Origin of the sequence: Curtobacterium sp. MCBD17_019 (assembly GCF_003234555.1) — a bacterium.
Lineage (GTDB): Bacteria > Actinomycetota > Actinomycetes > Actinomycetales > Microbacteriaceae > Curtobacterium.
In genome coordinates this window covers 132586-154022 of sequence record NZ_QKTT01000001.1, presented here as the reverse complement: position 1 = coordinate 154022, position 21437 = coordinate 132586, and the positions used below count along the sequence as shown (strand labels likewise).

The 21437-nt window shown below is 66.4% G+C and carries 22 protein-coding genes; 4 read left to right on the top strand and 18 right to left on the bottom strand.

The features are described 5' to 3' along the window. Positions 1-269 precede the first annotated feature (269 nt). A complete protein-coding gene (locus DEI82_RS00750) occupies positions 270-695 on the bottom strand; it encodes an organic hydroperoxide resistance protein (RefSeq protein ID WP_111035479.1) in 426 nt (141 codons plus the stop codon). Between the two features lie 85 nt (positions 696-780). Here DEI82_RS00750 and DEI82_RS00745 point away from each other — a divergent pair, with 85 nt between their 5' ends. Beyond that, complete coding sequence (locus DEI82_RS00745) at positions 781-1389, top strand: maleylpyruvate isomerase family mycothiol-dependent enzyme (RefSeq protein ID WP_181434613.1); 609 nt, start codon at positions 781-783, stop codon at positions 1387-1389. 63 nt (positions 1390-1452) lie between these two features. Here DEI82_RS00745 and DEI82_RS00740 read toward each other — a convergent pair whose 3' ends face one another. Further along, positions 1453-2016: a DUF3040 domain-containing protein gene (locus DEI82_RS00740; protein ID WP_111011288.1), complete on the bottom strand. Its 564-nt coding sequence runs from the start codon at positions 2014-2016 to the stop codon at positions 1453-1455. A 174-nt stretch (positions 2017-2190) separates the two neighbouring features. Here DEI82_RS00740 and DEI82_RS00735 point away from each other — a divergent pair, with 174 nt between their 5' ends. After that, the gene (locus DEI82_RS00735; RefSeq protein WP_111035477.1) at positions 2191-2922 is read left to right on the top strand and encodes an SOS response-associated peptidase; all 732 of its coding nucleotides are present in this window, start codon (positions 2191-2193) and stop codon (positions 2920-2922) included. A 7-nt stretch (positions 2923-2929) separates the two neighbouring features. Here DEI82_RS00735 and DEI82_RS16075 read toward each other — a convergent pair whose 3' ends face one another. Then, positions 2930-3079, bottom strand: coding sequence for a hypothetical protein (locus DEI82_RS16075; protein ID WP_181435049.1), 150 nt, complete (start codon positions 3077-3079; stop codon positions 2930-2932). Between the two features lie 117 nt (positions 3080-3196). On the opposite strand from DEI82_RS16075, the gene DEI82_RS00730 reads away from it, so the two are divergent. Further along, entirely contained in the window at positions 3197-4093 is an 897-nt protein-coding gene (locus tag DEI82_RS00730; protein WP_146242787.1) for a VanZ family protein, read from the top strand. 108 nt (positions 4094-4201) lie between these two features. Here DEI82_RS00730 and DEI82_RS00725 read toward each other — a convergent pair whose 3' ends face one another. The 13 genes from DEI82_RS00725 to DEI82_RS00670 form a co-directional block, all read right to left on the bottom strand. Continuing rightward, the gene (locus tag DEI82_RS00725) at positions 4202-4759 is read right to left on the bottom strand and encodes a sortase (RefSeq protein ID WP_111027196.1); all 558 of its coding nucleotides are present in this window, start codon (positions 4757-4759) and stop codon (positions 4202-4204) included. A gap of 74 nt (positions 4760-4833) precedes the next feature. Further along, a complete protein-coding gene (locus DEI82_RS00720) occupies positions 4834-6645 on the bottom strand; it encodes a DUF4012 domain-containing protein (RefSeq protein WP_111035475.1) in 1812 nt (603 codons plus the stop codon). A gap of 653 nt (positions 6646-7298) precedes the next feature. Continuing rightward, positions 7299-8243 carry a glycosyltransferase family 2 protein gene (locus tag DEI82_RS00715; RefSeq protein WP_181435048.1) on the bottom strand — a complete coding sequence of 315 codons (945 nt, stop codon included), beginning with the start codon at positions 8241-8243 and terminating at the stop codon, positions 7299-7301. Continuing rightward, positions 8203-8988, bottom strand: a complete 786-nt coding sequence (locus DEI82_RS16650; protein ID WP_375334602.1) for a glycosyltransferase — start codon at positions 8986-8988, stop codon at positions 8203-8205. Before DEI82_RS16650 ends, DEI82_RS00715 begins: the two co-directional genes overlap by 41 nt. A 293-nt stretch (positions 8989-9281) precedes the next feature. After that, the gene (locus DEI82_RS00710; protein ID WP_111035473.1) at positions 9282-10676 is read right to left on the bottom strand and encodes a hypothetical protein; all 1395 of its coding nucleotides are present in this window, start codon (positions 10674-10676) and stop codon (positions 9282-9284) included. Further along, entirely contained in the window at positions 10663-11718 is a 1056-nt protein-coding gene (locus tag DEI82_RS00705; RefSeq protein WP_111035472.1) for a glycosyltransferase, read from the bottom strand. Before DEI82_RS00705 ends, DEI82_RS00710 begins: the two co-directional genes overlap by 14 nt. A gap of 10 nt (positions 11719-11728) precedes the next feature. Next, complete coding sequence (locus DEI82_RS00700) at positions 11729-12643, bottom strand: glycosyltransferase (protein WP_181435046.1); 915 nt, start codon at positions 12641-12643, stop codon at positions 11729-11731. Positions 12644-12936: 293 nt separating this feature from the next. Then, positions 12937-14157, bottom strand: a complete 1221-nt coding sequence (locus tag DEI82_RS00695; protein ID WP_146242785.1) for a lipopolysaccharide biosynthesis protein — start codon at positions 14155-14157, stop codon at positions 12937-12939. A gap of 35 nt (positions 14158-14192) precedes the next feature. Then, a complete protein-coding gene (locus tag DEI82_RS16645) occupies positions 14193-15293 on the bottom strand; it encodes a glycosyltransferase (protein WP_111035469.1) in 1101 nt (366 codons plus the stop codon). 1 nt (position 15294) lies between these two features. Further along, complete coding sequence (locus tag DEI82_RS00685; RefSeq protein WP_258371890.1) at positions 15295-16761, bottom strand: sugar transferase; 1467 nt, start codon at positions 16759-16761, stop codon at positions 15295-15297. A gap of 19 nt (positions 16762-16780) precedes the next feature. Beyond that, positions 16781-17779: a hypothetical protein gene (locus tag DEI82_RS00680; RefSeq protein WP_111035467.1), complete on the bottom strand. Its 999-nt coding sequence runs from the start codon at positions 17777-17779 to the stop codon at positions 16781-16783. Further along, positions 17776-18378 (bottom strand): low molecular weight phosphatase family protein, encoded by a 603-nt coding sequence (locus DEI82_RS00675; protein ID WP_111035466.1) that lies wholly within the window; start codon positions 18376-18378, stop codon positions 17776-17778. Before DEI82_RS00675 ends, DEI82_RS00680 begins: the two co-directional genes overlap by 4 nt. Beyond that, the gene (locus tag DEI82_RS00670; protein ID WP_111012280.1) at positions 18378-19811 is read right to left on the bottom strand and encodes a polysaccharide biosynthesis tyrosine autokinase; all 1434 of its coding nucleotides are present in this window, start codon (positions 19809-19811) and stop codon (positions 18378-18380) included. The genes DEI82_RS00675 and DEI82_RS00670 overlap by 1 nt, the downstream gene beginning before the upstream one ends. A gap of 143 nt (positions 19812-19954) precedes the next feature. On the opposite strand from DEI82_RS00670, the gene DEI82_RS00665 reads away from it, so the two are divergent. After that, positions 19955-20698: a CPBP family intramembrane glutamic endopeptidase gene (locus DEI82_RS00665; protein ID WP_181435045.1), complete on the top strand. Its 744-nt coding sequence runs from the start codon at positions 19955-19957 to the stop codon at positions 20696-20698. Between the two features lie 34 nt (positions 20699-20732). On the opposite strand, the gene DEI82_RS16070 is transcribed toward DEI82_RS00665, so the two are convergent. Together DEI82_RS16070 and DEI82_RS00655 are read right to left on the bottom strand one after the other, a co-directional pair. Next, on the bottom strand, positions 20733-20873 hold the full coding sequence (locus DEI82_RS16070; protein WP_181435044.1) for a hypothetical protein: 141 nt from the start codon (positions 20871-20873) through the stop codon (positions 20733-20735). Positions 20874-20999: 126 nt separating this feature from the next. Then, a complete protein-coding gene (locus DEI82_RS00655; protein ID WP_111035464.1) occupies positions 21000-21206 on the bottom strand; it encodes a hypothetical protein in 207 nt (68 codons plus the stop codon). Positions 21207-21437: the final 231 nt, after the last annotated feature.

Here is a 21437-nt window from a genome sequence, read left to right as displayed (position 1 = left end):
GCTGACGCCGGTCCTGCGACGACGAGGGCACCCCCAACCACCAGTCCCGCGGACAAGCCGACCGCGGACAACCGCATTCCCACGCTCCGTCGCATGGCGCCCCCTTCACGAGCTGTTCTGCCTGCGCACGCTAGGCCCGGGGGTGGCGGGTACGTTCGCTCCAACACTGGGGTTTGACAACCACTCACGAACAGGAGTACGACGTCCCGGCACGTGGAACGCCCGGCCCCCGCATCGGGGACCGGGCGTTCGGCGCTGCTCGCCGACGATCAGTCGACGAGCGAGAGCGTGACCTCGACGTTGCCGCGCGTCGCGTCCGAGTACGGGCACACCTGGTGCGCGGCCTCGGCGACCTCCTGCCGACGGTCCGCCGGCACGTTCGGGGCGTAGATGTCGAGCTCGACGGCCAGGCCGAACCCGCCCTCGCCGTTGTCGCCGATGCTCACGCTGGCCGACACGGAGGCGTCAGTGGTGTCGACGCCGAGTCGCTTGCCGACCAAGTGGTAGGCACCGAGGAAGCAGGCCGAGTACCCGGCGGCGAACAGCTGCTCGGGGTTGGTGCCCTCGCCGTTGCCACCCATCTCCGTGGGCGGGCGGGTGTCGAAGTCGAGGCGGTCGTCCTCGCTCCGGACGTGTCCGTCGCGACCGCCGCCCGTGGCGTGGGCGATCGCGGTGTACGTGATGTCAAGGGTCATGGACCCCACCTCACACCACGGGACTGGACGGTCGCTGACGTGTATCCGGTGGACGCACACCGCAAGGAGCGGCCACGATGTGATGATGAGCAGCGTTGCCCAGTTCAGTTCGTCCGCCGATGCCTTCGTGGCCGTCGTCGCGCAGGTCCCCCACGACGCGTGGGAGCGACCGGCACTGGGCGAGTGGACCGTGCGGAGCCTGGTCGGGCACACCACGCGCGCGCTCCTGACGGTCGAGCAGTACCTGCACCTCGAGCCCCCGGCCGAGGTGACGATCCCGACCGCGGCGCTGTACTACGCCACCGTCTACGAGCAGTTCACGGACTCGAACGCCGTGACGCAGCGCGGGATCGCTGCGGGGATCTGGCTCGGGGACGAGCAGCTCCTGCGGATCACGGACGCCCTGGCCCGCGCGAAGGCCGCGATCGAGGCGGCTCCCCCGGACCGTGCCGTGTCGATCGGCGGGATGGGGATCCCGCTCGAGGAGTACCTGCGTACGCGGGTGTTCGAGCTCGTCGTGCACACGATCGACCTCGCACGCGCGATCGAGGTGCCGTGCGCGCCCCCGCCGGACGCGGTGGAGTCGTGCGCGGTCCTGGCCGTGTCGGCCGGCAACGCGCGCGGCGACGGCGAGGCGGTCCTCCTGGCCCTGACCGGGCGCGGGTCGCTCCCGGACGGGTTCTCGGTGGTCTGACCGCGCCGGAACGGCGCGCTCCGGGTGCCGCGGGGACACGACCGGGAGGCCCGACCCGGCGACTCAGCGTCGGCGTCGGCCCTCGGCCGATCCGTGGGACGGCTCCCGGTCCTCCCGGCTGTCGCGGCGGAGCACGAGCGACAGGGCCGCACCGAGCAGTCCGGCGACGATGAGCACGATCGGCACGGAGATCGGTGCGTGCGTCGGCGCCGCGATGACGAGCAGCACCAGCCCGAGCACGACGAACCCGATGGAGGCGATGAGCACGTTCCGGCGCGTCGCACGACGGGCGTTGGCGCGGTTCGGTGCGGCGAGCAGGTCGGGATCGTGGAGGACACCGCCGTCGCCCGGCCGCGCCACCGACACGGCGGATGCCTGCGCGGTCCGAGGGGTGGGAGAGGCGAGGAGCCCGGCGATCGACGGACCGCTCGGGGCGAGTTCGGCGTCGAGGTCGTCGTCGTCCTCCTCGGGCACGGGGACGACGAGCGCGGCCTCGCCGGCGTGGCCGGCCTCGGCGCGCTCGGATTCCTCGCGGATGGCGATGGCGCGCTCGGCCTCGGCCGCCTGCTCCGCCTCGTCGAGGTGGTGCGCGGAGGGACGACGGACGTCGGGGTGTTCGTTGGTCACGAGGCGGGTACCTCTCGGGATCGTGGACGGCACGTCGGGGTCCGCGCCGGTACCAGCACATCAGGAACGTGCCGGATGCGCGAGCATATGACACCGATCTGGTAGCGCGCTGCCCTTGTCCGGTGAGCGCGCCCAGACTCGGGCACACTGGCTGCGCTCGGGCACACTGGTCGCATGTGTGGCAGATTCGTCGTCTCCGACACCACCGCTGACCTGTTGCCCGAGCTCGTGGGTGAGCTCGCGTCCCGCACCGAGCACGTCGACGAGGACACGGGCGTCGTCAGCACCGGACTCGTCGAGAACTACAACATCGCCCCGACGGACGACGTGCAGGCGGTCCGGCAGTTCCGCGGCGAGCGGGCGATGCCCGACGTGCACTGGGGGTTCGTGCCGTCGTGGGCCAAGGACTTCCGGAAGCAGCGGCCCCAGCCGATCAACGCCCGGATCGAGACCGTCGCGACCTCGGGCATGTTCCGCACGGCGTTCGCGGGCAACCGCTGCATCGTCCCGGCGCAGGGGTACTACGAGTGGGTCCTGACCGAGACCGGCAAGGAGCCCCACTACATCCACCAGCCCGACGGCGCCCTGGCGATGGCAGGCGTCGTGAGCGCCTGGCCGGACCCGACCAAGCCCGAGGGCGACCCGGACAAGTGGCGCCTGTCGATGGCGATCATCACCCGCGACGCCCACGTCGCCCCCGGCGAGGTCCACGACCGCATGCCCGCGTTCCTGACCCCGGACAGCTACGACGCCTGGCTCGACGACACCCTGTCGCCCGACCAGCTCCTGGCGCTGCTCGACCGCGAATCGCACGAGGTCGCGCACGACCTGGTGCAGTACGAGGTCTCCCGCGCGGTGAACAGCGTGCGGAACGCCGGGCCGCAGCTCATCGAGCCGGTCGCGTAGCCCACCGTCACCGGGTGAGCGCCACCACCACGAGCACCACGACCACCACCGCGAGCGCGGCGACGAGCACCCACTGCCACCAGCGGAACTTGGCGCGGCCGTTCGAGCCGCGCGGGCGGATGGGTGAGCTGGGTCGTGAGCGCGGTCTGGCGGACATGCGCGAACCCTAGGCGCGATGCATGTGCGCACGCCGGTCCGGGGAGACGGAACCGTTCAGGCCGTGGTGGGGGCGCCTCCAGGATGGGCCGTCGGCCGCCCGGTAGCGTTGCTCGGCATGACAGCACGACGCCCGTTCGTGGTGGGGGCCGCCGCCGTGCTCCTGGGCGTGTACGCGCTCGCGAGTGGCGCGTTCGTGCTCATCGGCGGTGCCGCCCGGCAGCGGCTCGAAGCAGACGCGGTCCGCGTCCTGCTCGCCGTGCAGTCGGTCGGGCACGGGACGCTCCAGCTCGACCGCGGGTTCGTCGCCGCGATGGCCGTGTCGCTCGTCGTGGCGCCGCTGCCGATCGCCGCCCGGGTGCTCCTGCCCCGCCTGGGTGCCCGCGCCGCGTGGGCCCTGGCCGCCGTGGTCGTCCTGCTCGTCGTCGTGCTGGGTGCCGCGCTGCGGCTGCTGTCCGGCACCCACGCGATCTCCGTGGCGCTGGGCTGCGTCGTCGGCCTGGCGTTCGGGGTCCTCGTGGACCTGGCGGCGCGGTCGCTCGCCGCCCTGCGCGGCCACGAGACCGAGGGGCCCACGGGCCGGAGCCGATGGATCGCCCTCGCCCTGATGGTCCTGTACGTCGTGGCCGTCATGCTCATCGCGTTCCACGGCTCCCCCGTCGACGCCGGCAGCGACGGGTTCCTGTTCCGGGTGCTCGACTGGTTACACCGGCACGGCACGCCGCAGTGGATCGGCTACGCCGCCGTCGAGTTCACGGCGAACATCGTGTACTTCGTGCCGCTCGGGATCCTCGTCGCCCTGCTCATCGGCGTCCGGCGCTGGTGGCTCCCGGTGGCCATCGGGTTCGTGGCGAGTGCGTTCATCGAGGTCGTGCAATCGGTGCTCCTGCCCGAGCGGACCGGCTCCGTCGACGACGTCCTGTCGAACACGGCCGGGGCGTTGCTCGGGACCCTGGTGGGCATCGTCGTCCTGGCGCGGTTGCGGCGGCGGGCCGCGGTGCGGCAGCTCGGCTGAACCGCTGGGCGCGCGCCTCCGCCTGCGTTCGCCGACGTCGGCTCACCGTCCGAGAACGACGAAGCCCCCGAGCCAGCAGGCTCGGGGGCTTCGGCGTGGTGCTGGGTGTCAGACGTTCTTGCGCTGACGACGCGTGGCCGCCGTGACGCCGACGAGCGCGCCACCGAGGACGACCGCGCCACCGGCGCTCCAGACCAGGAGGGTCGGGACGGTCGAACCCGTGAAGGCGAGGCCGGTGCCGGTGCTGGTCGCGGTGACCGTGGCGCCCGTGCCCGTGGCGGCCGCCGGAACGACGGTGAGGGCCGTGGTCGCGATGTTGCCGGACGTGACACCGGTCGCGGTGACCTCGTAGGTGCCCGAGGCACCGCGGGGCAGCGTGATGGGAGCGTTGAGCGAGCCGGTTGCGGACGCCTGGCGGACCGCGGTGACGGTCTGCGTCGGCAGCGCGCCGATCGTGACGGCACCAGCACCCGTGACGGAGATGGTGACGTTCTCCGAGTCGGCGAACGAGCCCGGCGCGAAGTTGATGATGGTCGTACCACCGGCGACGACAGAGCCCGACACACTGACGTTGCTGGCGGGCACGTAGCCCTCGGCGTTGGCTGCCATCGGAGCGGCCATGACGGCTGCGCCGGCGAGCACCAGCGCCGCGATTGTCTTCTTCATGAGTGATCCCCTAGTTCGAACGCGACGGCGGCCTGACCTCTCGCAGGACGCTCGATTAGCGAAGTTCCATCAAACTATCGGCTTTCACAGGTGACGTCCACGGGTCGTGTAACAGTTTGGTGAACGCCCGGGGTCGATTCGGCCGCGACCGTGTGGCCCGCTGCCGCCTTCGGCCCGAGGAACTGCACCGTCAGCGTGGTGCTTTGCCCTGGTGAGAGCAGAGTTGGGATCTGCACGACCGGGTACGTGCCGTCGAGCGCAGTCTGGGGGCTGGCCGCCTTGCCGTCCTGTGACGCGCTCAGGAACACCCCCGTTCTGGGGGCGTAGATCGCGACGTTCGTTCCGACGTTGCCCGGCGACACGCCGAAGCCCCCACCACCGGTCACATACCGGGGAAGGCTCGTGGCGGCGTCCGCGGGCGCCGTGTTCTTCAGGGTGACCTGCACGGTCCAGGTCGGGCGACCATCGGCGCGGCAGACCTTGCTCCCCACGGCGATCTGCTTCGTGAGGTAGTAGTCCATCTTCGCGCCGGTGGCGTCGTTGAGGTAGACGCCGAACTTCGCGGTAGAAGCGGAACTGCGCGGCAGCGAGCCCGAGATCGCGGTCGGCGCGAGGATCAGCTGCTCAGCCGGATCGGCACTCCACAGTTTGAGGCGGCCTTCGCCCGCCCCCTTGGCGAGCGCCGAGACCAGGGAGCTTGGGTCGAATCGACCACTTGAAACCTTCGCGAACACGTCGGCCGCGGCACCAGCGAAGAAGGCGTCTTGCTCCGCATTGTCGGGGTATCGCGCATACACCTCACTGAGCAGGAGTGACACCGCATTCGACGACGTGAGCGTGTCCCCGGTCGGGAGCGTGACGGGCCCCGTCGCCTTCAGGATGTAGCTCAGGGTCACGGGGTCAATGGACAGGACGCCGTCGACGTCTTGGCCATACTTCTGCTTCCACATAGCTCGCGCGAGCTTCGAGGAGCTCGAGAACCGCGGCGTGAGCGTGACGTCTTGGATGTACTCGCCCGTGATCGAGCCGTACAGTCCTTGCGTCTCGACCGGCAGCGGCAGCACCGGTGACGGCGCCTTCGTGAAGTCCGAGGATGACGCTTGACCTTCCAAGGAGATCGACCCGTTGTCCGCCCTCAAGAGCGCGATGGCGCCCGAGATCCCGCCGCCAGCGCGGAGTTCGGCGTTGTTCTCGAAGAGCAGCAGATACTGCTTCGAACCATGCGCCCCGAGCATCGAGGGTGCGAGCTGCACGGCACGGTTCGCCACTCCGGCTTCTCCGGCAACCGACTGCAGGGTGGACCGCAACTGGTTCACCGCCGATTCGACTGGAGACACCGTGTCCGCCGTGTCGATGGCCTCGGCGTCCCGCTGAGCCCGCTGCAGCGTCGTCGCTGCTCTGGCCACCGGCGCTTGTGCTCGCTCCAACGGAGCGAGGTCGACACGGCCGTCGACGGGCCTCAACGACGATGTGTTGAAGCTCGAGAGCACCGGTGCGATCGGCTGCACCGCGTTCGAGGCGACGTCATCAACGATGCCCGCCACTTGCCGCACCACCCGGAGGTTCCCGCCGATTAGTGGCGTGTACTCGAAGGTCCGCCAGATGGGGTCGCTCGTAAGCGAACGTGCACCACCCGCGCGCTGCTCGAGCTCCTTCGCCAACTGTTGCGCCCGAGTCCCATCGCCGGAACTGACGTCGTGTTTGAGTTGCGTGACCAGCGACACCGATGCCTCGAGGTCCCGTTTCGCGAGGTAGGCACGGACGCCGACCCACGCGACTGCGGCGACGAAGAGCAACACGATGACAAGCGCGATCCAGACGACGCGCCGGCGTCCCCGAGAGTCCCCAGCCCGCACCACCTGTCGCGACTCCGGCAGGTCGGACATGCTTGTAGCGTAGAGGACGAAGCCAGCGCCTGACTCACAATCTGTCGACTTGTCGGAAGTTCAGCCTTCAACCGGACGACTGTCGTCAAACTCAGATGGTTCTCCACGCCGGGCGTCAAGGGGACAAGGGGGTCGCGCGGGGTCGCCAGCTTCTCGGGGGCTGACGACAAAACCAGCGGGATCGAGCCGTTGTTCCCGCCTAGCAGTGAGATCGGGTCCGGGACGTTCCTGCTGGCGCGCCATTCCGCATCATCACTCAGAGTACGTGAACGAATCTCCAGTTCGCCCAGACCGTGCCCGACGAAACCATTAGAGCCGCGTCGCTAGGACCGTGCCCGGAAAAACGTCTGCGGCTGTTGAATGAGTTGTCGCCCAGTCTGGACTGGCGCAACGGGTTATTTCCGGACTGAAACGGAACCTGGCCGATCCCGAAACCCACGCCAGAAGCAGGGCCACCCGAACGCAATTCGGCACCGCAAAGGATATGGCTGCGACGCTGACCAGCACCAAGTTGCCTTTTGGCGGAGGCTCATATGCAAAGTTCAGGCCGTGCGTGCGGGACGCGTCTATGCCCGGCTTTCTTCGGGAGGAGGCCGTCACGCTGCCTCAGCAAACCCTCGTCCTCGTCAATCGGCCGCACGCTGCCTCGATTGTTACGGAAGTGGACCACCCCTGCCCAGCGCTCCGTCCAGCAGACCGCGTACCATCAACATTGCGCGAGCCGGGTCGCGGAATAGGCAGGTGAACGTAGAGAGTACCGCACTGAACGACTCGCCGACGCGCCACGAATACGAACCAATGCCACCTCGCGCCATCAAAATCGTATTTCTCTTCAGGTAATAGTCCCGGTCCGCCGACGCATGATGGTACACGGTCGCACCAGTGAGCATGCTCGAGCTAGCCGAGTCACCCAGAGTATGCGACATCGTAATATCTAGGAACTGCACAAGAGAGTAACCCTGGCTCCGCGCCCTCATACCCCATTCACGATCCACATGGTCGATGAAGAAGTCCTCCCGAAAGCCTCCAATCGCCTCATAGGCGGCAACACGCATTATTGTTCCGGAAGCAAGTAGGAACGGTGCCTCGTAATCCGAATCGAGCACTGGAGAGTGCCTCACGAGCGAGGTCCGATAACGTCCCTCGCGGTAGATCAACGATTGCCCGGTCCGATAATCAACCGCCGTGCACCCCACCGCAGCGATGGTGGTGGATGTAACGAAGGCGTCCGCTGCTCGAGCGAAGAGTAGCCGAAGGAAGGCCGCGTCAACACCGCTATCTTGATCCAGCAGGAGGACGCGTTCGAATCCTTGCTTAGCAGCGCTTCTCAAACCCCGGTTATGACCCCACGCAATACCCCGGTTGATTCCATCTCCGAGATAATGAACTCCCGCTTGGGACGCCGCTGCGCGGGCAACAGCAGCCCCCCCGCCTGACGAATTATCAACCACAAACGTCGGAATACCAGCCTTCTGCAGTTCGCCAAGTAGGACCCGGATGACTTCAGCTGAGGGCTCGTATGTCACGACGATCGCTGCGCCGTCGATCCGTTCCGTCTCAACCATCAGCAAGCTCCCGTATCCGACGGAGTAGGGCATCGCGAGATAATCGGGCTGCTTCCCGTGGCAGTCGAGCGACCCGCTCCACCTCGGGTGGGGACGGGCGACAAATTGAAGCATTCTCCAGAGCTGACGCTATCGCCGCTGGATCACCGGGCGCCACTTGTATCAGGAGTGGACCCATCAACTCCTGCAACTCGCTCAGCGCCAGCGACTCGCGCGTCAGTACTCTTCGCCCTGATGCCAACCCCTGCACCACCTTGTTAGCTACGACCTCACCTGCCTTAGGTGATGTGCCGAAGACGCCAAGGACAATATCCGAATCCGCAATCAGCATTGCGAGTCGGGACTCCGGAACATCCGGAATAAACTCGACCCTCAGCTTGCCGTCCGCTGCTCGAAGCCGGTCGATTGCTGCAGACCGCTGGCCCTCAGTGCCGCCAACAAACCTAAAGCTGAACCGTTCGGGGTTAGCAACTCGTCTTGCTGCTTCGAATACATACTCAAGGCCATGCAGAGGAATGTAGTTTCCGTAATACAGTACCTCGAGGCGCTCTGAAGCGGAAGGCGGCCCAGGAACCGCCCACACTGGCGGCTCGACAGCAACCGGAATCACACGACGCGCCGACTTGTAGCGCTCAGTAAATCGGGCTGCCCGCGGAGGGGTATCTGTGAAAGCCTGATCGGCGAGTCGAAGCGCCAGCCAATCGAGGAACCAAAGCAGACGAGCCTTAATAGACCCGTGAGCTACCCTCCCATAGTCCTCCACCCTCGTCTCGTACATCCCGACGAAGAAATCCACTATCAAGGGAACCCGCAATACCCGAGAGACCAACCATGCCAATGCCCCGAATTGCACCGAGAACTCCGACAGGATCACCACTGAAGGCGCGGGACGGACAAGCAGAGACCGGGTGATCAGACGGAGTGTCTTCGCCACATAACTACCAGTACCCGTCTCGACGATTGCTACGCGCCAGCCGTCAGCCTCGAGGGCCTGACGAATTGCACGGTTCCGCGGGTAAGAAGAATCATGAACTGCTAGATAGGCTGCAACAGGCGTACCCGACGTCCGATTCACGTTACCACCCCCAGCTGCGAACTTATCACCTGAGTTGGATTTCGAGCGATTTCACGCCGGCTTTCTAGGAACGCCGCCGAGAGCCAAAATAACAAACCGACGTCTCCCTGAATAGTAGGAGCCGAAGCTTCGGCGACCACAAGCAGGACCACAAGCACGATCGCAACGCTGTACGCGGTGTCCTCAATGCGACCAGTGGCTGCGCCCAGCGCCTTGATCAGCGCCCACCCGATGGCAACAAGGAATGTGACGCCACCCAGCAATCCCAGATCGAGGAATGCGGCTAGGTAGCCGTTGTCGACGACGGTGCTCTGGTCGGTGCTCCCTCCCGGTCCCAACCCGAGACTGAATACCGCGCGCAGCAGCTCCGAGGACAAGAGGTGAACGCGCGCCTCTAGGGACGTGTCCGAATGGAGTCCAGTCAGGCTGAAGCGAGCCGAGAGTCGCGGGTCGATCCTCCCAAGCACAAGCGGTAGCGCCGCGTATACGACAGGAATCGGCGCAAGAACAAGCAACGCAAGAGGGCCTTTGCGAAACAGGGCGTAAATCATTATGGCCATGAGTAGTGCAAAGACACTTGTCCTCACGGAAGTCAACAACAACGGCACCGCCACAAACGCGACAACCAGACCACTTACCCACCACGGCGCCCTCCCCCTCACAAGCAGCCAGCAGCATATCACCAAAGCGAGAAGAGTCGCATAACCGAGGGGGGACGACGACGTGCCAAACAAACGGAACTCGCCCTTTGCTGCAACTCCGAAACTCGACACCACACTCGCTCTGCTCGATAACCAGCTGAGATCCCAACGCGGCGGGGCGAAGTATTGCACGTAACCGTAGGCGGCCGCGAGTACTCCCGCCGTCCGAATATGCCCGATCGCACGCCTGAAGCTCAACGTTAGTTCTTGTGGCCCAAGTACAAGAACGGCCAGCATCGGTATCACAAATTGCACAAAGCCGAGCGCCACCGTCGTCGCCTGGGCCCCCTGCATCAGACCGAGCACTGTCGTGATTAGCGCTACGAGAGTCAGAACGACCTGGAATTTCGCGCTCGTGCGCAATTTGCGTGACGATCCAAGCCGCCTCAGGATCAACGGAAGTAGGACAACTGTCGGGACCAGAATCAACGGATCGTTTGGCGTGTACCCGTCGGCGCCGCCTAGCACGCGCCGGAAGACCGAAACGAAGAACAATGCCCATATTGAAAAAGGGATGGCGGTCGACGGCCGAACGTAAATTAACACAAAGGCAAAGGAACCCGCGATGGCAACTAAGACGTACTTAAGGCCGAGGCCCACTTCGCAGGCGACGACCACGAGTGCTGCAGTCGCCAGGGCGCCTAGCAGCCAAACCACGGCGTCACCCGCCATCTCCCTAACGCGGGACACGAGTTGGCTCCAAGTCAGGACGGATCTCGCGGTAAACCCCCAGGACGTCTCGATTTACCCGTTCGACTGAGTAATAATCGAGCCCCTCCAGCGAACGCGAAGCAAGGGACAGCAGTTTGCCGCGGTCGTACGCGAATTCGTCTAGTGCTACCGAGATGCCGCCCGGATCCGCCGGCGCCACTGCTCGTCCTGCCCGCGGTCGAAGCATCGACTTCATGTCCCCTACAGCCGTGTAAAGGATTGGTGCACCGACCATCCTGGCTTCGGTGAGCACTAGGGCCCCGCCCTCCGCGTGACTCACCAGTGCGAACAGGTCGGCCGAAGCAATCCAAGGCGCGGGATCTGATTGGAAGCCGACAAAATGAACTCGAGCTGCGATATCGAGCCGCTCCGCTTCTACCTCTAGCTCGCGTCGGTAGGGTCCCTCACCCACAATGTATAAGTGCCAAGACGCCCGTGATTTGGCTACTGCCCTGATGAGATCCTGCACTCCTTTCCGCTCGTGCAGGCCGCAGACAGTCGCGACGGAGGGAGACACGAGCTCCACTGCCATATTGCTCTCCCCGTAGCGCGGGCTGTTCACCACGCCATTGACTACCACCCGTGTTCTCCCTCGACCGGTGTCGCCTGAGGCCGAGAGCAAAATTGATCGCCGCGGTAAGATCCGGCCTAAGAAAGAAGCTTTCTGCCAGGGGTTGTGTAAGGTATGGATGATGGGCTGGCGAGAAAGGCTGAAAGTAAGCACCAGCGCCGCGAGCGTGTGCGTATGAATAATACGCGGTTTTGCTCTAGCCATCCGACGGAGCGCCGCGATTATCCGCCACCATTGCCCAGGCGACCGCCAGCTGTCCAAGGGCAGTGCCAGGTGAAGGACCCCGTAGGAACTGAGCAGCTCGCTCCACTCCCCGCCGGCGCTCATCACCCCGACCGAGTAGCCGTCCTTCGCCTGTGCTATGGCGAGATCAACCACGGCATTTACGATACCATTTCCAACTCGACGAACGTGCGGCACAACGTGGACCACATCTAATCTCGTTGCCATTGCTCTACGTTCAGTTCGACGGACCACCCAGTGCGACCTTCCGATAGAAATTCTCGAGAACGCTGGCGACTTGCTCGTCGGTGGGAACCTGTGTTTCCCGAGCGCCCCGCCGTATCTCCTCTAGCAGGGCCGGATCCCCGACCAGCAGCCTCAGCGCTGCCGCGAGTGCTTCCGAATCGCGAGGACGCACCTTCAGCCCGTTCACGCGATCGTTCACCCACTCCGCTGGCCCACCCTCGTCCGCCACAAGGAGTGCCTTCCCGAGCGCCAGATATTGCAGTACGTTTTGACCTAGCGGCTCCGGGCGGACCGAGTACTGGACGCAAATGTCTAAACTGCGAGCGGCAATCAGCGGATCGTCGACATGTCCTGTTAACTGCACCCGATGCTGCACCCCAAGCTCCGCCGCTAGTTCGCGAAGCTCCTTCTCGAACTGCTCGCCTCCGAAGGACGTACCGCCAACGAGACGCAAGACGGAGTCCTCAGCCGGGAATGCCGACGCGAACGCTCGTATAAGGAGGTCTTGGCCTTTCCATGGGGCCAACCGTGCAATCATCCCGACAACCAGCGGTCGGCTCGCTTCCTGGAGCACCTTCGGATGAAGCTCGGGCCCCGACCACCCGATCGGGCTGGGGGCCACAACGGTCGCGGTGCTCGTTCGCAAAAAGGGTCGAGCCGTAACGAGTGTGGCCTCGGAGTTGGAAACAACCCCGGCCGCAACCGGTAGGACAAGACGCGTCATGGCGAAGTAGCCGAACGTGCCGAGGAAGGGTTTCTCCACGCGGTCGCGAAGATGAACCACGAGCGGAACGCGGCGCGCCATTGCAACGAGGGCGCCGTACAACGCGTTCCTGGACGAGTTCGCGATCAGGAGACTAGCAGCTTTGACCTCACGGTCAAGAAGCAGGTCGAGTGCCGTAGCCACAACTCTCACCGCAAGTCCGAGCGCCTTGAGAGGTGACGACGATGCACCAGCGCCGTGTCCAGGACCCCGCCAAAGCGCACGCCCCGGGAATGCCTCGAGTAGTGACGTGTACAGTGATTGTGCGCCATGAAGGTTTCGGGGAAGTTGTATTCGCCAATTCCACGGAGCTGATGCCAACGTGCGGATGAGGGCAAGCTCCGCACCCCCGGGATCAGCAGTGTGGCTAAGGTGTACAAAAAGCGCCCTTTCAGGATCCCCCTCAGTGAACCAGCGGCTCGCCCTCCTAATCATCCTCACACACCCTCGGTCTTCCCGGAAGCCGATCTCCCGCCCGTCGCGAGTCCGACAAATTGGACAGCGAGAACGGCGGCCTCGCCGATGACAATCGCCATTGCGCCCCCGCTCGCCCCGTACCTGGCAGGAAGTAGGAGCAGCAGAGGAAGGGAGACGATTGCGCCAACTATCGCGCTAGCTGCCAGCCAGCTACGGCGCCCGCTCAGCACAAGCCCGATCGTGCCCGTAGTTTGCGATACGGCAGTGAGCAGAAGTGTGCCGGCCGTGAATACCACCAGACCAAACCTGAGATCGATCGCTCCCCCGCTGAGGATTTGACCAACTGGGCGCGCCAGAGATGCATAGACGATCGCAACGAGCAACCCCCAGAGCGCTGCAGTCACTAGGCTCGAGCGATCACGGGTTCGCCGTGAGACTCGGTCCCTTGCTGAAGCAACCCACCCCTGTAGCGTCTGAGTCATCGGAGCGATGACTAGCCGTGCGATCCTCGCGAGCCTGTCAGCGAGCGCGAATGCGACGACCGAACCCGGCGCCGAATAGGCGATGATCACAACCGGCAGCGTGAGATAGGCGCTACCGAACAGGGCGGTAGCGGTCCCGTAGAACTGTGCCCGCACGCCTCCACTGTCCGACACGCCCGACCGCCGATGCCAGACCTGCCAACCGACGAGCCGCCGGGTGGTTAGGGCGACCGGCACAATCGCCCCCAGGACCTGCGCCACAGCGAACAGGGCAACCGAGTGTGTCGGCAAGGTAAGGACAGCGCCGACCACCGAAAGCGTGGTTCGGGGGAGCGTGTCGAGCAGTAGTAGTGATCGAGGCGCGGAGGTTCCGTAGAAATACCACTGTCCTCCGAGACCCGCCAGCGCAGCCGCCACGGCGATCAGCCCAACCGAGAAGCTTTCTTGATCCCGTTGCAGAGCAGCCAAGGCGAAACACGCGATAGAGACCGGCACCGCGACCGCAAGACGCACCAACACCGATAGCCGGTAGTATTCCAGCTGATCTTCACCGTCAAGAGTGCCCACTTCTGCAGGTCCCGACACACCCCAGCCAAGGTTGATTAAAATCGCGCCTACGGCCCCGGTCGCTTGGGCGACGGCGACCCCCGCCCAGGTCGAAGCGCCGACCGCATGGATGAGTACGGGAATGACCACCGCGCCAGCGACAGTTGTCAGCACAGTCGAGCTCAAGAAGCCACCGAAGGCACGTCCGAGCACGTGTGGAAGCGGATACGCTTTTACTTTGTGCATTCTCACGGCCTTTCGTTCCGAAGCCGCACCGCTTCTTCAACTGCTAACTCGAGCCGCTCGATGAACGTCCGGACAGAGAAACGTTGGGCATGTGACCGGATTGCGTCCCGGTCCCATAGTCGAGGGAATCCTCGCACTGCTTGCCGAATACTATCCACGTCGTCAGCGTCAATGAAGCGCCCTGACACTCCGTCCGAAGTCGAGTCGAGAAAGCCGCCCGCGCGTAGCACGAGTGAAGGCGTGCCAAACGCGTTCGCCTCGAGCGGAGTCAGCCCGAAGTCCTCGCGGGACACGGATACCAAGGCTCTCGCGTTCTCGTACAACCATCGGATTTCTGCATCTGAGACACGACCCACGCTTATCACGTTCGGCGGCAACGGTGCATGCCAGTCACCCACGATCACGAGAGGAAGGTCGGGCATCCCGCTCCAGGCGTCCACCAGCATGTCCGTGCCTTTATACCCCCGCGCTCTCGCGACCGTGAGGAAGAAATCGTTCGGAACGGCGACACGCTTCCGTGCTCCGTTCTCATCGATATCGATGGGGGGGTGAATAATTGAGGGGGTTACCCCGTATGCCTCTTGAATTCGAGTTGCTACCGCTCGCGAATTAGCAATGTAGGTCGTTGCAGTTGACGCAGCCTTTTTGTCCCACCTCATCAGCCATGGGGTCAACAGCCGAGCTAACCTCCGGACAACCGCTGGCTGATCGCGAAAATAATCCTCTGGTTGGTAAAGCCAGCGAGGTGGGTTATGGCAATAGACGACCTTCGCGGTACCGGCAGTAACACGGATCGCGTGCGACCAACCCGATGAACTACAGAGCACGGCGTCCGCATCCACTTTCCTCCGCCACGCCCACGCTAGGGGCAGGAGCGGAAGTGCTCGCCGGGGATCCTTCCGGAAGAACTTGAACCTGTTCAACCAGGATGGGCTGATTGAGATGTCGCGGTAGCCTGGAAACGATCCGTTCGGCTCATACAACGCGGTAAGAACGCTTCCGCTTCCGAGCCGCTGCGCTATCGATAGCGCGACTCGCTCAGCTCCACCCTTCTGGCTGATGTAGTCGTGTGCAATGCGGACACGCCTGTCCCTTGAGACCATGTCAGTACGCGCCTCGGGATGCAATCACTGCCCGCACAGTCCTCCAAAGGATTACCAAGTCACCTGTCGTGGACCAGTTCTCCACGTAGTAGAGATCCAAGCGGACGGAATCCTCCCAGGACAAGTCGGAGCGACCACTCACCTGCCACAAACCCGTTAGCCCCGGTTTGACCAGGAAGCGTCGATGGACGCGGGGGTCATACCGATCTACCTCACGCTGCAGCGGCGGTCGAGGGCCCACCAGCGACATGTTGCCGAGCAACACGTTGAACAGCTGCGGGAGCTCGTCCAGGCTGTACCGCCGCATGAACGAGCCAACGCGGGTCACGCGGGGGTCGTTGCGCATCTTGAACAGCACGTCGTTGCCCTCGGCGCGGTCGAGCTGGCTGACCTCCTGGATCCGGCTCTCGGCGTCGACGACCATCGACCGGAACTTGATCATCCGGAACGTCGAGCCGTTGAGGCCGACGCGCTCCTGCAGGAACAGCACCGGGCCCGGCGAGGTGACCTTCACGGCGATCGCGAGCAGCAGGAACACGGGTGACAGCACGATGACGAGCGCGGCGGCGATCACCAGGTCGAAGACCCGCTTGGTGTAGAGCTTGCGGCCCGAGTACGTCGGCGTCTCGACGTGGATCAGGGGCAGGCCCTGCACGGGGCGCGTGTGGATGCGGGGGCCGCCGATGTCGGTCAGGCTCGGCGCGACGACCAGGTGCTGCTGGCCGGGCTCGAGCGCCCAGCTCAGCTCGCGCACGCGCTCGGGCGGCAGGTCGTCCGCGCTGGTGATCACGACGGTGTCCGCGTGCGTCGCGTCGAGGGCGTGCTGCAGGTCGTCGAAGCCGCCGTAGGACTGCAGCTCGGTGCCCGGCAGGACGCCGACGAGTCCGGTGGACACGGCCGCCCCGAGCACGCGGTAGCCGGCGGCGGGCTGGCGCTCGAGCTGCCCGGCGATGTGCCGGACGCTGGCGGGCGATCCCACGAGCAGCACACCGGCGGAGTACCGCCCCTGCTTGCGCTGCAGGATGAGCCACTGCCGCCACATCCACCGCGAGAACAGGAGCACGAGGATCCCGATGGGGAACGCGATGAGCACGTAGCCGCGGGCGAGCTCCAGGTGCAGCAGGAACGCGGCGATCGCGAACAGCCCGAACACGCGGATGCTCGAGTCCGCCACCAGGCGGTACTCGGTGCTGCCGACGCCGATCACGCGGTCGCCCCGGGTGTCGTAGATGCCGAGCGCGATCGTCCACACCACGATCACGAACACCGAGATCCCGGTGTAGCTCAACTTCAGGTCGTTCTCGTTCGACACGAGGTTCGAACGCAGGCCGAGCCACGCGATCTGCACGCCGAACACGACCCAGGCCAGGATGAGGACGTCCGTGATCACGAGGCGACGCGCGAACGCGCGGCTCCACCCCAACGTCGACGCGTCGGTCTGGAGGGTCGTCCCGCGTTCCGCGGTCATGGTCGCCGCCGCGTCCCGGTCACCACGTCGTGCCCCCGTCGGTCGACGTGAGCACCTGCGACCCGCTCCACACGGCGACCCGGTCATCGGTCTGCGCGATCGCCACGGCCCCACTCGTGGTCGTCGCGGGCGCGCAACCGACGTGGGTCGGCTTCGATGCCGCCACCGCCGCGGCCGTCGTGAGCGTGTCGACCTCGACGCCGTCGCACGTCGAGCGGCCGGTCCGGGCGAGCGTGAACCCGCTGCCGGTGTCGGTGGCCGCCACGAGTCCGGAGACGGGCACCTGCACCCAGTCGTCGGCGGCGGACTGCCGGACGGCGAGGACCCCGGGGCAGACGACCGCGGTGGTGGAGCCGGTGGTCAGGATCTGCGTCGGCGCCGCACATGGCGAGGGCGCCGTGCCGGACGACAGGTGGATGCGCGAGTCGCTCGTGACGTAGTCGGAGACCAGCGCGGCGCTGTCCGCGGCCCAGTACTCGCCGTCGGTGTACGACGACAGCGCGCTCTCGGCGCACCCGGCTCCGGTGCCGGCGACGATGCTCGTCTTGACGCTGCCGGCCACGAGCCCGGCGACGGTGTGGACGTCGTACTGGCCGGTCGCCGTGGGCTTCCACGTCGCCCCGCCGTCGGTCGACCGCTCGACGACGGCGTCCCCGCCGGTGCAGGACCCGGACGTGGCGCGCCAGAGCTCCGAGGCGCTGACGGCGGAGAGGAACCGGCGCTGCCCGCCACCAGCGGCGGCCGGGGTTCCGGTGGCCGACGGGGTCGGGGTGGCGGTCGCGCTCGCGGAGGCGGACGGGCGAGCGGTGGCAGTCGCCGTCGCGGTGGCGGTCGGGACACTACTGAACGTCGGGATCGGCGCGGCCCGGCCGTTGTCCCCGGGGGCGGTGCGTCCGAGCGCCACGGTCACCAGGAGCACGTCGACCACGACGAGCACCACGACGACCACGGCCACCCAGGTGAGCGCTTGCCGCGACACCGTGAAGCCCAGACGCCCTTTCCCCCCGTTCGAGCTCATCCCCGACTGCCCCCTGCTGTCGTCGAGTGGATCGCGGTCGTGATGGTCCCGACCGCCCCGGCGAGCACGTCGGCCACGCGCTCGTGGACCTCGGGCGACCGCCGGTACGGGTCCTCGACGTCGTCGTCAGCCGGGTCGGCCGGCGGCGGCACCATGCCGCGCGCGGCCGCGACGGTCGTGACGAGCGAGGCCAGGTCGGTCACGGCCTCCAGGTCCGCGGGCTCGAGCCCGCGCAGCACCCGCGCGAACTGGAGGATCGTGAACGTCCGCCGCGACGCCCGCGGCAACAGCGACACCACGGCAGCGCGGTGCGCCCGTTCCGCGGTCAGGATCAGGTCGGCGTCGGCGACGATGCGCTCCGTGAGGTACCGGGACCGGTGGTCGTTGGGGTCGCCTCCCAGCCGTTCCGACTGCACGGCGGCGGTGACGTCCATCGGCGCGCCGTCGTCGGCCATGGTCCCGGCGCTGGCGACGACGATGCCGGGCAGGTCGGCGAGCTGCGCGCGGAGCAGCTGCGCCGCCAGCGGAGACCGGCAGATGTTGCCGGTGCAGACGGTGAGGATCGTGAACGGACGGGCGGTCCCCTCCCCCGTCGTCATCAGTCCGCTTTCCGCAGCGGACCGACGCCGGCGCTGGGCTTGCGGGGGATCTCGGCCTCGTCCTCGTTGTCCAGCCCGTAGCCGTACGCGTAGCCGTACCGGCCGTAACCGTAGGCACCCGGACCCTTGGTCGGCATCATCGTCAGGACGAACCCGGCGATCGGTGCCCCGACGTTCTCGAGCGTCGACGCGGCGCCGGCGAGCTGCGCCTTGTGGGTCTTGCCCGAGGCGACGGCGACGATCGCGCCGCTCGCCTTCTTCGACAGGATGGCCGCGTCGGTGACCGGGAGGAGCGGGGGCGCGTCGAACAGGATGTAGTCGTACTCCTGCTCGAGGCGCTCGATGAGCAGCTGCATGTTCCGCGAGCCGAGGAGCTCCGACGGGTTCGGCGGGATCGGCCCGGCGGGCATGACGCGCATCGCACCGCGACCCCAGGGCTGGGCGACGTCGTCGAGGTCGGCGCGGCCGATGAGCACGTCGGTCAAACCCGCGGCGCCCTCGACGTCCATGTACTGCGCGACCTTCGGCCGGCGCAGGTCGGCGTCGATGAGGATGACCTTGTACCCGGCGGTGTCGAGCGCGATCGCGAGGTTCGCGACGGTGGTGCTCTTGCCCTCGGATTCGACCGACGACGTCATGACGAACGTGCGCGCCGGGCCGTCGAGGTCGAGGAACTGCAGGTTCGTGCGGAGGGTGCGGAACGACTCGGCGCGCGGGCTGCGCGGGTCGGCCTGCACGATGAGCGGACGCGTCGCCGCCTTGTTGTCGAAGGCGATGCCACCGATGATCGGCTTGGTGCTGATGCGCTCGATGTCGGTCTCGGTGCGGACGCGGTTGTCGAGCGTCTCGCGGAGCACGGCCACGCCGACGCCGAGCGCCAGGCCGACGAGCAGGCCGAGGACGATGTTGACCGGCACGTTCGGGCTGACCGGCTTCGAGGGGACCTGAGCCTCCTTGACGCGGGTGAGCTTGACCGTGCTCTGGCCGTTCGCGTCCGTCGCCTCGATGTTCTGCACGACGTTCGTCAGGCTCGACGAGGTCGCGTTCGCGATGTCCGCCGCTCGCACCGGGTCGACGTCGGTCACGTTGATCGTGATGAGCGTGGTGCTCGTCGGGGCGTCGGCGCTGACGAGGCCGGCGAGCTGCTCGGCCGTCATGTGCAGGTGGAGCTTGGCGATGACCGGCAGGAGCACGATCGGCGTGCTCACGAGGTTCGAGTAGGTGACGACCCGCTGCTGCGTGAACGTGTTGCCCTGCGCCAGGTCGGACGCGCTGCCGCTCGTCTCGGTGGAGACGAACACCTGCGCCGACGCGGCGTACTGCGGCGTCTTCGCGATCGAGAACCCGGCCGCTGCTGCCACCCCCACGAGCGCGAGGATGAGGATCATCATCCAGCCCTTGCGTAGCACCGTGATGTAGTCGCGAAGCTCCACGCTCCAGCCTTCCCCGAACTGACGTCACCGATGCTCCTGATGCGTCGTGTGACAGCCACCGGTGAGGAAATAGTGCCATACCGATGAGGAGGGATCGGGTTCGTCATGCACATCGGGCTGGACCTGACCCCTACGGTGAGTGCATGAGCGCCGAAGAACCGACGATCGCTCCGCCGCGTCGCCGGAGTCTCCTGCCCCTCGGGATCGCGCTGGTCATCGTGATCGTGCTCGAGCGGATCGTGAGCAGCGCCGTGCAGCGGGGGTCGGTGCCGAGCGCTCCCGTGCAGCTCCTGCTGTCGGACCTGGCGTCGTGGGTGCCCCTCGTTCTGGGGGTGCTCTGGTACCTGCGCGACCGCGGCGCGACCTCGGTCGTCGATCGCCTGGGCCTCCGGATCAGCGTGTTCGACGTCTCCCCCGCCATCGCGATCGCCTGCCTGGCGCGGGCCGTGGACGGGTTCCTCAACCTGGCGATGTTCGACAGCACGGGGCTCAGCCCGCAGCCGGTGCTCGGCGGCGGGGTCCAGGTCGCGGTGCTCACGCTCACGGTGCTCGGCCCGTGCATCCTGTCGCCCGTGATCGAGGAGGCGTTCTTCCGCGGCACACTGCAGCCACTGCTCGCCGATCGGATCGGCGGCGAGGACGACCGACGGAGCAACCTCCGGCTCGCGACCGTCCTGGGCGTCGTGGGTGCCGCGGTGCTGTTCGCCGCGATGCACGTCCTCGTGGCGAACACCACGGTCGAGGGGGCGTTCGTCACCTTCGTGAGCACGTTCGTCCTCGGGCTGCTGCTCGGGACGTTCGTCGCCGTCACGAAGCGGCTCGGCGGCGCGATCCTCGCGCACGTCCTGTTCAACGCGATCGCGGTCGCGCTCACCTGGCCTCGGTGAACACGACCGCGATGCGGTGAGCATGGGCGCTCGATCAGTGGATGACCGGGTGCACGTGCTCGTACGCCAGCCACACGAGTGAGACCGACGACGCCGTGACGACGCCGAGCGTGGCCCACTGGTGCCAGGTCGCGCGGAAGCGGCCGTAGCGGTCGCGCTGCGCGGTGTGCTGCATGTGCCGGATCTGCGTACGGGAGTAGCGATTCTGGGCGCGGTTGTAGACGGGTTGCATGGTGGCCTTTCGGGTAGGAACCAAGCGGATTCGGGATTTCGGGTAGCCGAAGAATAACCCGAGATGCCCTCAGGGGCTAGTGCGGACGGGGCGACGCGGCGCCCGCCAGTGCGGCTGCGGGACCAGCCCAGCACCCGCCGGCACCGTCACGTGGTCCTCGCCGCGCTCGCAGAAGCAGGCGAGCAGGATCGGCGTGCCGTCGTGGAGCTGGTGGAACGTCTCGACGTGGGGCCGCGGCTGCCCGCCATCGCTCGTCGGCTGTGTCTCGTCCGGCATGGATCGATTCCCCCTGGTCCCCGACCACCTCGTCCGGAGCGGCGACACCGTGGTACTCCAACGAGGAACCGGGAAGCGCTCCTCGACCACCGCCCCGGACGGGTGTCCTCTACCCCGAGCGCAGACCCGAAACCGGCGCGGAGCGAGGTGCGACACATGTTGCCTGGTTCGGACACGTTCCACAAGTCGTTCGTCTGGCGAACCGGCCGGTGGCGGCCGGGCGGTGCCGCA